The organism is Halobacillus halophilus DSM 2266, assembly GCF_000284515.1.
Lineage (GTDB): Bacteria > Bacillota > Bacilli > Bacillales > Halobacillaceae > Halobacillus > Halobacillus halophilus.
In genome coordinates this window covers 3,737,678-3,750,579 of sequence record NC_017668.1, presented here as the reverse complement: position 1 = coordinate 3,750,579, position 12,902 = coordinate 3,737,678, and the positions used below count along the sequence as shown (strand labels likewise).

General features: G+C 41.6%; 12 protein-coding genes and 1 riboswitch. Of the genes, 9 read left to right on the top strand and 3 right to left on the bottom strand.

Annotation, left to right across the window (positions count from 1 at the left end; translation table 11 throughout):
- Positions 1 to 110 precede the first annotated feature (110 nt).
- The 3 genes from HBHAL_RS18415 to HBHAL_RS18405 all read left to right on the top strand — a co-directional run bounded on the left by HBHAL_RS18415 (position 111) and on the right by HBHAL_RS18405 (position 3,054).
- On the top strand, positions 111 to 755 hold the full coding sequence (locus HBHAL_RS18415; RefSeq protein WP_014645027.1) for a DUF4166 domain-containing protein: 645 nt from the start codon (positions 111 to 113) through the stop codon (positions 753 to 755).
- Positions 756 to 774: 19 nt separating this feature from the next.
- Positions 775 to 1,611 carry a tryptophan 2,3-dioxygenase gene (gene kynA, locus HBHAL_RS18410; protein WP_014645026.1) on the top strand — a complete coding sequence of 279 codons (837 nt, stop codon included), beginning with the start codon at positions 775 to 777 and terminating at the stop codon, positions 1,609 to 1,611.
- A gap of 96 nt (positions 1,612 to 1,707) precedes the next feature.
- Positions 1,708 to 3,054, top strand: a complete 1,347-nt coding sequence (locus tag HBHAL_RS18405; RefSeq protein WP_014645025.1) for a polysaccharide deacetylase family protein — start codon at positions 1,708 to 1,710, stop codon at positions 3,052 to 3,054.
- A gap of 66 nt (positions 3,055 to 3,120) precedes the next feature.
- On the opposite strand, the gene metX is transcribed toward HBHAL_RS18405, so the two are convergent.
- Positions 3,121 to 4,173: a homoserine O-acetyltransferase MetX gene (gene metX / locus HBHAL_RS18400; RefSeq protein WP_014645024.1), complete on the bottom strand. Its 1,053-nt coding sequence runs from the start codon at positions 4,171 to 4,173 to the stop codon at positions 3,121 to 3,123.
- A gap of 20 nt (positions 4,174 to 4,193) precedes the next feature.
- Positions 4,194 to 5,897, bottom strand: a complete 1,704-nt coding sequence (locus HBHAL_RS18395) for an O-acetylhomoserine aminocarboxypropyltransferase/cysteine synthase family protein (RefSeq protein ID WP_014645023.1) — start codon at positions 5,895 to 5,897, stop codon at positions 4,194 to 4,196.
- Positions 5,898 to 5,987: 90 nt separating this feature from the next.
- A riboswitch (SAM riboswitch) is annotated at positions 5,988 to 6,097 on the bottom strand.
- Positions 6,098 to 6,246: 149 nt separating this feature from the next.
- Between HBHAL_RS18395 and HBHAL_RS18390 the strand changes: the two genes are divergently transcribed.
- The 6 genes from HBHAL_RS18390 (at position 6,247) to HBHAL_RS18365 (ending at position 11,992) form a co-directional block, all read left to right on the top strand.
- Positions 6,247 to 6,444: a DUF2188 domain-containing protein gene (locus tag HBHAL_RS18390; protein ID WP_014645022.1), complete on the top strand. Its 198-nt coding sequence runs from the start codon at positions 6,247 to 6,249 to the stop codon at positions 6,442 to 6,444.
- Between the two features lie 1,297 nt (positions 6,445 to 7,741).
- Positions 7,742 to 8,533: an ABC transporter ATP-binding protein gene (locus HBHAL_RS18385; RefSeq protein ID WP_014645020.1), complete on the top strand. Its 792-nt coding sequence runs from the start codon at positions 7,742 to 7,744 to the stop codon at positions 8,531 to 8,533.
- A 243-nt stretch (positions 8,534 to 8,776) separates the two neighbouring features.
- On the top strand, positions 8,777 to 9,040 hold the full coding sequence (locus HBHAL_RS18380; RefSeq protein WP_014645019.1) for a hypothetical protein: 264 nt from the start codon (positions 8,777 to 8,779) through the stop codon (positions 9,038 to 9,040).
- A gap of 150 nt (positions 9,041 to 9,190) precedes the next feature.
- On the top strand, positions 9,191 to 10,108 hold the full coding sequence (locus tag HBHAL_RS18375) for an aldo/keto reductase (protein ID WP_014645018.1): 918 nt from the start codon (positions 9,191 to 9,193) through the stop codon (positions 10,106 to 10,108).
- A 165-nt stretch (positions 10,109 to 10,273) separates the two neighbouring features.
- Complete coding sequence (locus HBHAL_RS18370; RefSeq protein WP_014645017.1) at positions 10,274 to 11,503, top strand: NAD(P)/FAD-dependent oxidoreductase; 1,230 nt, start codon at positions 10,274 to 10,276, stop codon at positions 11,501 to 11,503.
- 24 nt (positions 11,504 to 11,527) lie between these two features.
- Positions 11,528 to 11,992 (top strand): hypothetical protein, encoded by a 465-nt coding sequence (locus HBHAL_RS18365; RefSeq protein WP_014645016.1) that lies wholly within the window; start codon positions 11,528 to 11,530, stop codon positions 11,990 to 11,992.
- A gap of 47 nt (positions 11,993 to 12,039) precedes the next feature.
- Here the strand turns inward: HBHAL_RS18365 and HBHAL_RS18360 are convergent, their stop codons facing one another.
- A complete protein-coding gene (locus HBHAL_RS18360; RefSeq protein WP_014645015.1) occupies positions 12,040 to 12,885 on the bottom strand; it encodes a TetR/AcrR family transcriptional regulator in 846 nt (281 codons plus the stop codon).
- Between the last annotated feature and the right edge of the window lie 17 nt (positions 12,886 to 12,902).

The following is a 12,902-nucleotide window of genomic DNA, read 5'->3' as shown; positions in this document are numbered from 1 at the left end:
ATTGACCGCAGCCATGAGGGCTTCTCTAAATAAAATTGTATTCAATAATGTTGAAAAGTATGTTAACAACACACCAAGGTATACATAATGTTTGAAGGAGGTCATAAACAATGAAATCCATTTACCAAAAAGCTCTAGGAGAGCAGTTTTATCAATTACATCCTGCGATGCAGAAAAAATACGGCATCACAAGCGAGGATAATTTAATGATGCTCGGACAGGGAAGAATGACAGAAATTCGCGGAGCCCATCCTATCCTCCGGCCATTTTTCCTTTTAGGAAACTTTGATCACCTTGTGTTTGCTGAAAGAGGGAAGCAAGTTCCTTTTACTCTGGAAAACTATGCCTATCGAGATGATCAAGGCAGAGAAACTATGAGTTGGATACGGCGTTTTTTCTTTCCTTATTCCATTCGGGGATTTGATGCAGCGATGCGCTTTGATGAAGAAAAGCAGAAAATTATTGATGATTTAGGGAAGTCTGCCCTTCTTCAAACGGAGCTTGATCTTCATGTAACGGCAGAAGGGGGATTGTACATGGAATCCGTACAAACCTCTTATCAAAATAAGTTTCAAGTGCCAGGACCGACAACCTCTGTGTACGAACATTATGATGAAGATCATGAAGCTTACCGGGTGCATGTCCATGTTGAATACGGCATGTTAGGAACGCTGTTAATGTATGAAGGTATGGTCCATACTGAGTTTCTGCCGATGACTTATAAGAACATCCCAGAGCGTGGAATCCTGGAATAAATGGAGAGGAGCAAGGACTGTGAGTGATAAGGACTCTAAAGAGAATGAAAAGGTTCATACGGATTTTAAAGAACGCATGACCTATGGAGAATACCTGCATTTAGACGAATTGCTGTCTGCTCAAAAGCGTTTGTCCTCTCATCATGATGAAATGCTGTTCATCATCATTCATCAGGTAAGTGAATTATGGATGAAGCTGATCCTTCATGAGCTAACAGAATCGATCTATGCTATTCAGAAAGGTGAATTGGCTTCTGCGTTTAAGATGCTTGCCAGGGTTTCTAATATTCAAGTGCAGATTATTCATGCATGGGATGTTCTTTCCACTCTGACTCCTGCTGAATATATAGAATTTCGGGACAAGCTGGGACAGGCTTCTGGGTTTCAGTCCTATCAATACAGAATGGTTGAATTTGCCTTAGGCTATAAAACCCCTCATGTACTGAAAATTTATCAGAAATCGCCTGAGCTCCATGAAGAACTTACTCGAGCTTACGAATCTCCAGGAATTTATGATGCCGCTATACAAAAATTAGCAGAAGCGGGTCTGGATATTAGTTCAGATGTTCTCCATCGCGACTATACGAAGTTATACGAAAAAGACCCTACTGTAGAAAAAGCGTGGATGAGAGTATATAAAGATGTAGATCAGTATTGGGATTTATACCAGTTAGCTGAGAAACTGGTTGATATTGAAGACCGCCTACAGCAATGGCGTTTCCGCCATATGAAAACCGTGGAGAGAATCATTGGCCATAAAACTGGTACAGGGGGCTCCTCAGGAGTCGGGTATTTGAAAAAAGTGCTGGACCACAGATTCTTTCCCGAATTATGGGATGTTCGTACAAGCCTATAGCTGACGGATTAATCTGAAAATAACAAATACATTAATACAACATTACATTTGTGTTACAATAGGTGGTGCCAAAAAACTAACAAAGAGGTACGACTAATGAAACCTATTATTATATACATGGCTCTTTTTAGCTTACTGTTAATGGCAGGCTGTTCCTTCATTGCGAATGCTAATGAGGATTCCAAAACCAGTCAGGCAGAGCCCATCTATGACGTAAATATACAAACGGAAATTGTAGAATTTGAAGAATATCATATCACAGTCCATTACCCTGACACGCCGAATAATCAAATTAATCAAACCATAATAGACTATGTAAACCAGAAAAAGGCAGCTTTTAAAAAAGAGAGCTATAAGTCCTTACAGGAAAATGAAGTTAAATCTTCCCATGAATTGCACATCGATTATGAAGTACTGCACCAGGATCATCGTTTTTTCGTAGTGCAGTTTGAAGAAACAATGGATGTAGTACCAGGGGAGCCGGTCATTAAAAAAACCACTATAAATTTCGATAAAAAGAACGGAAAACGCATCGAATTGAAAGACTTGTTTAAGGAAGATCTTCCTTATATTGATCGACTGGTGGAATTTACGGCTGGTGTCCTGAAGAAAGATGGGGACTATTCGGAAAATATGGAAAGCGCGTTAAAAACGATTTTTAATAACAATCTTCATATTGCTTTGACCGGGGAAGGAATTGCTGTTTATATCAATAGTGTAGCAGATTTTCCTCAAAAGATTGTTCTTGGGGAGAAAGCTGTAAATGAATTGTTGCGTCCTGAATATGCAAATGCATTAGAATTGACTGGAAACATCAAAAAGGAAGAGTCAGTATATAAAGAAGAAGACTCAACTTTCTCTGCTGAAGATTATCGTTCAAAACATGGACGTTCGGGAGGCAAAGAGGTTGCTCTCACATTTGACGATGGTCCTCATCCTGAGGTGACCGCCAATATCCTTGAAACATTAAGCGAGTACGAAGCTCGTGCTACTTTTTTTATGATAGGAAAACGGATTAGCTACTATCCTGAAGTTGCCAAGCAAGTAGCTAAAGAGGGTCACGAAATTGGAAATCATACTTGGGATCACCCTCGTTTATCCCGCTTACCGCAAAAAGAAGTGACGCAGCAAATTGATTCAACTCAACAGATTATCAAACAGGTGACTGGACAAAAGCCTGATATTATCCGTCTGCCATTTGGAGATCATCCTCCTGTTACCTTCAAAAAAGAGATCGGCACTGTGCCTTGGACTGTAGAAGTAAAAGGATGGCAAAAACTTGAGCCTTCTCAAGTAGCAGAGAATGTTTTATCTCAAGTGGAGGATGGTTCTATTATTTTACTTCATGATCTTCAACCGTCTATGGAGGAAGCTGTAGAATTAATTGTGAAGTCATTAAAGCAGGAAGGCTATACATTTGTAACGGTCAGTGAATTAAATTAAGTAAAAATAAAGCAGCCTGGGCGTATCCTATCGCCATGCTGCTTTATTTCGTATATTGAATCAAGCTCAGTTAATTTTATTTCCAATCCAGGAAGCCCAGCCATTGAACTCAACTAAAAATCCATCATGTCCATAGTCGGTATCGGAGTGAAAGTGTTCACTCCCTGGGACATGGTCGCTGAAACTTTTAATAAAATCAAATGGGTAAAGCAGATCGTGTTCGAAACTTAGTGTGTATACTTCCGCTTCATAATGCTGAGACGCCTGCTTCCAGCCGCCTCGTCCCCGTCCAATATCATGGTGATTCATGGCTTCCAGTAAATATAGATAACTGTTAGCATCAAAGCGATCTTTAATTTTATCGCCTTGATAGTCTAGATAGGACTGAATATCATAGGATGCATCTTCTTTTTGATTCCGATCAAACCGCTTTTGGAAAAGGGTTTGGCTCCGGTAAGTGATCATCCCCGCCATTCTTGCAATTTCGAATCCTTTGAGGTGTTGGTTCGAAGGGTAGTTTCCATGGTTAAATGAGGGGTCATCCTTAATGGCACGTGCTCCGATGTGATTAAAAGCAATTCCATAGTCACTTAAATAAGGAGTCGCAGCAAGAATAAAGAGCTGTTTCATAAAAGTCGGGTAGAGCAGTCCCCATTCATAGGCTTGCATGCCCCCTAGAGATCCACCAGCGACAGCATGGAGACGATTGATCCCAAGTTCACGTAAAGCCTTCCGCTGTGAATGGACGATGTCACGAACGGTTACCGGCGGAAAGCTTAATCGGTATGGTTCACCAGTTTGCGGGTCTAAACTGGCTGGACCAGTAGACCCGTGGCATCCACCTAATACATTAAATGTTATAACCTGAAACTGAGAGGTATCAATGGGTAGTCCTCTGCCAATCAATCCGGCCCACCAGCCAGGCTGTTCCTCAGAACCGACCGCATACTGGTTTCCTGTTAACGCATGGCAAATTAAGATAGTTGGAGCACCAGGTGGTCCGAATCGTTCATAAGCCAGTTCCACATTTGGCAATTGATCGCCAGATTCAAATGTAAAAGAACCAATTGAGATAGTTTTATTCTGAGACTGATAGCTGGTGGGATTTTTTACAGACATGTTCATGCCTCCTTTCCAGTTTAGACAGAGAGTGGTGTTTCCGTGTAAGACTGCCCGGAACGTAATGCTATTATAGATTCATAAAGACTGAGTCCTTTAACGAGATTATCCTGATCTTCTGGTACCGATTCTCTTGACCATAACAAGCCAGGATTAATCTCTTGAGCTGAATGGATCAACTCTTGATCGATCTCTTTTGCATAAAGAACATCAACCACAGGCAGGGAGGAAGCCTTAAGGTCTTCAAGGTTTTCCGTTTCCACAACCTGAAAACCTAAACGTGAAAGCTTCTTCGCTTCGCTTGAAAGTTCATCGTTGGAAGCAGTTCCCGTAATGGCGATAACTCTCTGACGCAGTTCATTATTTGAACGATCCAACGATGACGTCAGTGTTTCTTCTACAAGGGTTTTAGCGTGATGATAAGGTTTTGAAAAACCGGTGGCTTCTTTAAGGCCTGCATCCAGCTCAGCTATTAGATCTTCTATTGATTCAAGCCCTACAGACAAACGTACTAATTCTTCCGTTACCCCGGATTTTTCGAGATTCTCATCACTTAACTGCTGGTGCGTGGTAGAAGCAGGGTGAATAATTAGTGATTTCGCATCTCCAACATTGGCTACGTGAGACCAGAGGTTCGCTTGATCAATCAATTTTTTCCCTGCTTCACGCCCACCTTTAATGCCGAATACGACGATCGATCCATATCCATAACTGAAGTATTTCTTAGTAAGCGGATGCGTTGGGTGCTCAGAGAGTCCGGGGAAATTCACCCATTCAACGCCTTCATGAGACTGCAGGTATTCAGCAATTTCAAGAGCCTGATCAGAGTGTTTAGTGATTCTTAAATGAAGGGTCTCAAGACCTTGAAGCAGCAAGAATGCGTTATGAGGACTTAAGCAGGCGCCCGTGTCACGGAGCAGCTGCACTCTTAACTTAACAGCGAATCCGGCCGGACCTACATCAAGACCAAAGCGGACGCCGTGGTAACTTTCATCAGGTTCCGTGAATCCTGGGAATTTTTCATGATTCCAGTCGAAGCGCCCACTGTCTACCACGAGCCCGCCGATTGTCGTTCCGTGCCCGCCAATCCATTTTGTAGCCGAGTGAATGACAATATCCGCTCCCCAGCTGATTGGCTTGCAAATGTAAGGAGTAGCAAACGTGTTATCGATGATAAGAGGAATGTGATGTTCATGAGCTACATCAGCAACCGCTTCAATATCCAGCACATTTAAGCTCGGGTTACCGATCGTTTCAGCAAAAATAGCTTTCGTTTTAGGGGTAACCGCTTTTTGGAAATCTTCTGGGCTGGTTCCTTCAATAAAATGAACAGTAATTCCATATTTAGGAAGAGTGTGTACGAACAAGTTATAGGTCCCCCCATATAAATGGGAAGAGGCTACAATTTCATCTCCAGCGCTGGCAATATTCAAAATGGCCATCGTTATGGCAGACATGCCTGAAGCGGTAGCTACAGCCGCAGCACCATCTTCCAGTAAAGCAATGCGCTGCTCTAATACGTCGACAGTTGGGTTCATAATACGCGTGTAAATGTTTCCAGGCTCTGCTAATGAAAATAAGTTCTGGGCATGGTCAGTGTCATTAAAAACGTAAGAAGTGGTCTGATAAATCGGAACAGCACGTGATCCAGTAGTCGGGTCGGGCTGCTGACCTCCATGCAGTAATAAAGTTTCAGGTCCAAATTTGTGAAAAGGTAATGTCATTAATAATCCTCCCTAAATTTATCATTCATTAATTCTAAAATTAAAAAGCCCCCTTCTTAAGTAAGAAGAGGGCGTAGCAATCAGTTCCTCCACTTATCTTCCAGATCCATAGATCTGTAGGAATTAGCACCTTTTCAAGTATCTACTTGAAGGTTGCCGGGCGTCACAGGGCCTAGTCCCTCTGCCACTCTCGATAAGAGTTTTTAATATTCAGCTATTTATTAACTTGTATGGAATTATAAATTGTTTTATGCTTAATTGTCAAACTATTTGTGCAAAAACCAAATACGTTTGAGATCACAGTGGGGTGGGAATGGTTTAGCAAGTACAGCAAAAGGAGTGAATAGACATGAAGGAATACACAGTAGCACCTAATAAAGACGTAACAGGCTGGTTGATCAAAATAGAAGATGTTGCCCCTACGGATTTGTATGATGAGCGTGATACGGCAGTAGCAAAAGCTGAAGAAATGGCTCAAGATAACAAACCAAGCAGACTCTATATTTTAGATCAGAATCACGAAGTTGAAGAAGAAAGAAGTTATTAATTAAGAAGACTCCCTAAAGAGGGGGTCTTTTTTTATGAGTGGCTCTTTTAAATTCCCGTGTAACATTCTTAAAGATAAGCTCCCGTTTCTGTAAGACTCAGTTTCGAGACAACTCGGGTCCGTTGCCGAAAAAGGATGAGGGCGGCTACGGAAAACAACTCGTCTTGTTCCATCACCCAGACACTCGAGACATAAGCCGCTCATCAACGGATTGAAAAACCACAATCCTTTTGATGGTCGGCTTATGCTGGTCGTGTCTTTCGGGGTGATTCCACATTTGAACACTTTCCTACGGGGGAACTGGCAAGCCTCCTCGGTCGCTTCACTCCCTGTGGGGTCTCTCCTAGCTCCTTCTCCCGTTCTTACACTCAGGATAGGTGTATCATAAACCAATGCCTAAACGGCGTGGAGTGCTATCCAGCTCCAGCACCTAGCGTCTAGTGAGACTTCCCTCACTTCTGTACGATAAGGCAACATCGAATCGCTCCGCTCTTCGTGTTTTCTTTATCTCCGCCAGCTCAGTCCAGTCCATACGACGCTGACCAAGGTGCTTCCGCTTTTAACCTGGGAGTCTCGTCGTTTCCTTCGCCGCCCAAACGATATCTAGTAAACGGACCCTGCTATAGGAGACAGGAACCATATTGCATCTGCCTCAAATGCTTCTATAACAGAGTTCCTACACGTAAACAATCAGGGTAGATTATAGATTATCCTTGTTCATTGGAAGGTGTTTATTCATAGAATTTCGAGCTCTCCATGATCGCAAAGGGGCGTAAGGGAACGGCGAAGACTCCTGCGGGATAAACATGATCGGTGAGATCCCGGAGGGCGAAGCCTGAGGAAGCTCACCACAAGGGATGTTCGACTAAGACCGCCACGTCCTGTGGCAACGTCGAACGACCCTGCGTCGTGCAGGGCCGCGGAAAGCGAGCCGTTCCCTGGAGACCCTTTCTCTACAAAATATCTCGAACCTGAGTTTTACAGATAACTGCCCTATAGCTCAATAACCTCTTTATTATAAATCGTCAACTAAATTTATTAGATCAGTGAAGGATGTGTGAAGAGGGCGAGTCTTATCGGGGATTCTGGTGTATGGGTATGACTTGTTAATTTTAAAGAATTTTGAAATAATTATGATTACAAATTTCCCATTGGGAAAATCGTCTCTCTATGTAAAAGGTCAGTCAGAACAAGGAGTAACGACTTTGTTAAAAAGGAAAGAAATTTAATTCCTGCCAGGGTATTATGCGTACATAAATTCATATAAATAGTAGTCGGATAGAAGGGAGTCACATCTATGGTGCTGGAGATGGAAAACGTATCTTTAAGACGCGGAGACAGATGGATTCTAAAAAATATTAATTGGCAAATTGAAGAAGGTCAGCACTGGGTCCTTTTGGGGCTGAACGGTTCTGGGAAAACGTTTATCCTTAATTTACTAAATGCGTACACCTTTGCAACAAAGGGCGAAGTTAATGTATTAGGTATGCAATTTGGGAAGACTTATCTTGCAGAACGACTGCGTAAACAGATTGGTTTTGTATCTTCAGCCATTCAGCAGAAGATTCACCAGGAAGATAATGCTTTTGAAGTGGTGCTGAGCGGAGCGTTTGCTTCCATAGGACTTTACGAAACCCCTACGGACCCCATGAGACAGAAAGCTATTTCACTGCTTGAAGACCTAGGATGTATTGACTATGCTAATCGAAACTATGAAACTCTTTCAAGCGGGGAAAAACAGCGGGTTTTAATTGCACGAGCATTAATGGCGGATCCTTCTCTCTTAATTCTAGATGAACCCACTAACGGCCTGGATTTTATTGCACGCGAAAAGTTACTAGAATCCATCGAAGAGATTGCAAAAAAACCAGGTGCTCCCACCATGATTTATGTGACTCATCATGTAGAAGAAATTCTTCCGGTTTTCCACAAAACTTTACTGCTTAAAGAAGGAGAAGTCTTCAACGCAGGAGACACAACTAAAATAATTACCAGTCAGCAGCTTTCCTCCTTTTTTGGATTGGACGTAGAAGTACGCTGGCACAACGATCGTCCTTTTCTTTCTAAAGTACAGGGAACTTCCGGATGACCAACATGCAGCTCCCGATATAAGAACTGGTGAGAAGATTTATGCCCGGTATCCTATGAATAAAATAGCCGTTCCCTGCTTATCCAGTTTGCCCGTCATTTTTATTTGTGTTAAATATAAGAAAGGAATGCGTGGTATATCAAAATTTTATTCTTGAATAGCAGTTGAAAATATCTGTAAGCTCTTATATGATAATGATTATATACAGTTTCAGAGCTTTGATTTCCGTAGAGGAGTGATCAAGTGTTAAAGGAATCGGACTTTCCCACAGATGAACTGAAAGAACAGTGGATAAAGGTGCGAAACAAAAAACTGGAAGAAATGGCTCAATATATCCAGCGCTATTTTCATCTTACTAAAGTCAGAGAGAATAAAAGCAGTTATGAAGTGCAAGGCTACTTCTTTCAGCCTGGCTTTGGCGAGGTAAGAATGGCGTTTGAATTCAGCTACGAAAATGTGGCTAAATTTACGGACTTATTTGATGAACCTATTGAAGAAAAAAGCTAAACGATGAAGATGAAACCCCGCTCTAAATTTTTAGAGCGGGGTTTTTATTGGATGATGGGGATTTAAGGTTCTTATATACAAGCGTTTTCAATTACTTTATTTTCAATATAATGTTAGGATGAAACCATTCAATGAGGAAGAGGTGGGAGTTTGAAAAAGCTTAAGCTTGGTAAAAGTGAATTAGAAGTTGGGGAAATTTCTTTAGGCTGTATGAGGATTAATAAACTTGAAAAGAAAGATGCCCGATATGTGATTGAAAATGCGATGGATACAGGAGTCGATTTATTCGACCACGCAGATATTTACGGAGCAGGAGAATCCGAGTCTGTTTTTGCAGAAGCGATCGACATGAATGATGATGTTCGTGAAAAAATGAAGCTGCAGACAAAATGCGGCATTCGTGATGGATATTTTGATTTTTCCAAAGATCACATTCTTGAATCTGTGGAAGGCAGTCTGAAACGGCTGAAAACAGATTATGTAGACAGTTTATTACTGCACCGCCCGGATGCTTTGTTTGAGCCAGAAGAAGTGGCTGAAGCCTTCGCTGTGTTAAAAGAAAGTGGGAAAGTACGCTATTTTGGGGTGAGTAATCAAAATCCGATGCAGATCGAACTATTGAAAAAGTATTTGAAGGAAGATTTAATTGTGAATCAGATGCAGTTAAGTGTCGTACATACACCTATGATTGATGCTGGGTTCAATGTGAATATGCAAAACGATCCAGCTATTATGCGTGATGGAAGTATCATAGAGTACTGTCGTTTACATGACATATCCATTCAGGCCTGGTCTCCGTTTCAACACGGGATGATTGAAGGTCCATTTGTTGGGAATAAGGAATTCCCACAAGTCAATGCGAAGCTGAAAGAGCTGGCAGAAAAGTATGGAGTCACAGATTCAGCCATCGCTATTGCGTGGATTCTTCGCCATCCGGCTAATATTCAGCCTGTAGTAGGCACGATGAACACAGAGCGTATGAGAAACATAGCAAAGGCCTCTGATATAGAGTTAACCAGACAAGAATGGTATGAACTCTATACTGCAACTGGGAATGAGCTGCCTTAATAGGATGTGTACAGATTAATGAAATAAGCGCTGTCTTATTTCATTTTCCCCTCTCACCCTCTACTTTTACTAGAGAATAGGATCTTCTCAAAAGCTGAAACTAGAGTTTTTGAGTGAGTATCCGTTACGATGAAATAAATGACTAATTAAAGGTGAGTTGAAATAATGAACGATCGATTTGATGTTATCATTGTAGGGGCAAGAGTGGCCGGTTCAAGCCTGGCCATCCAACTAGGTAAGCTTGGGAAAACCGTGTTAATCCTGGATAAAAACTCATTTCCCAGCGATACGCTTTCCACTCATCACATGTCGCATGTAGATTATTTAAAGAAGCTCGGTGTACTGGATAAAGTGGAATCGAAAGGTTTACGACAAATTAACCGGATGCGTACATACATTGGGCAAAGTTTTGTCGAAGGACCCAGATCCTCTTACACGATTATTCCTAAACGCGATCATTTAGATCACATTCTTCTAGAAGAAGCGGAAAGATATGAGGGTGTTTCCTTTCAACCATCCACCACTGTTCGCAATCTTCTATGGGAAGGTGATAAGGTGGTCGGAGTCTCTGTGGATCATAAACTTGGAAGTTCTTCTTATTATGGAGATTTAGTGGTAGGTGCGGATGGTAAATACTCCAATGTCGCAAAATGGGCAGCTGCAGAGAAGTATCACAATCAGGGAGCGCTGCGGCCTGTTCTTTACGGGTATTATGAAGGGGTAGAGCCACTTGCCGAACCTGTCACAGAGATATTTCTACACGAAGGAAGAATTGGCTTTCTGTTTCCAATGGAGCAGGGAAGAGATTGTCTTGGTCTGGAAGTGCATCCAGATGAATTTAAAACAATGATGAAGGATCCGCAGGCACACTTTGAATCCATGTACAAACAGCTTTATGGAATGGAAAGGCGCTTAGCAGGAGCTTCTTTACAAGGGAAAATCATAGGCACCTCCGGCATGCCGAATTTCTTTAGACAGGCCTACGGTAAGGGGTGGGCGCTCCTTGGGGATGCCGGCCACAGTAAAGATCCTAGTACAGGCCTTGGCATTAACGATGCATTTATGCAGGCTTTTCTTTTAGCAGAGTCTATTGAGCTTTATGAAGAAGGTGAAAGCTGGGAAGAAGTCATGAGAATTTTTCAGGAAAAGAGAGATGCCCAGCTGCTTCCCGGGTTCCAGTTAACTCTGAATTACATTCAAAGCTTACGGAGCTGGACGAGTAATGAAATGGCCTTGTTTCAAGCTATGGCCGCAAATCCAATGGTATGGAATAAGCTGGTTCCTAAAATCGCTGACCATTTAAAGGAAGACTCTGATGATATTCCACTCTTACATCAATCGATTGAACTCGAAGCTGTGCAATTTGGATTTGAGAAGGAAAGAAGAGAGGAATAATTAATAATATGAGGTGATGCAGCCGTGAGCTGGACAAAAGATAAGGCTTATGAAAAGTTGCAGGAGATTTACACGGACAAAGTGATGCAGGATGAGAAGCGACGGATCTTTCAGCAGGTTTATAACCATCTGCATGAACACTTGGATGATCTTGCTGTTAAGTCGGGTTTAAAAGAGGAATCTCTGAAACAGTTAAAATTTTTTAAGGAATATACATTTATGCCTGGCGACAATTTGTTTCAGTCCATGCGCTATGTTTTTCTATTAGCTCGTGGTGAAAGAGAAAGGGAACCTCAAGAAACCAGTCAACATCTGTCGCGAATTTACCGCGCTCTATTTCAACCGGCAGGACTTAAAAATCCTTATATTCCGGAATCCTTTTGGAAAACTCCGCTCGGTGTAGCTTGCTCCGTTGCGGAAGATGGTGTAGAGTCTGTTTATCCTGTTCTGGATGAAGTGATAGAAGCCGAAGCATTTGAAAGTCATTAAATAAAGACGCCTTCTATCAGGAAGGCGTCTTCTTATACGGGAAGAAGCTATAGTTGAAAAAACGTTCGGATTTGTCCAGCAATTCCCTGGTAGGGTTGCAGTCCTTCTAAATTAGCTAACATTCCTTTTAGGATAGCCGGTCGTGGCTCCATTTTCTGTATTTCATCCAGTAGAACGGAAATGGTTACTTCAATGTCTCCATCTGATGACTCTCTTAATTGAACCAGGGTATCGATAATTTCATCTAGTTCATGATGAAAAAATTCTTTAGGAATAAGACCGCTCATAAGTTCTTCAGTAATGATCGGCTCATCCCCGCTATGTTTAAACCCGTCCACAATAAAATCCATTCGCCTTAGCATGGCGTGAGATAGCTCTTCTACGTCCATTTGGACATTCTCAATAATAATTAAATCTAAAAATGCTTTAAATATACCTTGAAGCAGAAGGCTTACTTCCCAGATAGCTGAATCGATTTCTTTACCGTAAATGGAAAGAAGATGCCTTTTGTAAAACAAGTATGAATTGAAGCGCATTTGAGTGAGGAAAGCTTCTATGTTGTCATTAAAAGGGATTGCCTGCTCTCTGATCTGCATAATAATAAACTCTCTATGTTCGGCAATTTCCTGAAATGTGACGGTCATTTGTTTCATAAACTTAGCTCTTGGTTCTAAATCAAGGGACTGGATAGCGTCCGTCTTTTTCTGTATATTTTGGAAGTAATAATTAAATATTTCCAGTAAAAGAGCATCTTTTGATTTGAAGTGTAAATAAAAAGCACCTTTTGAAATGCCGCATTCATTAGCTATTTCCTGAACGGAAGTGGAGCTAAAACCTTTTTTTGCAAATAACTTTATTGAGTGTTCAATGATGTGAATTGATTTCTGATCCATTTTCACTGCTCCTTGGC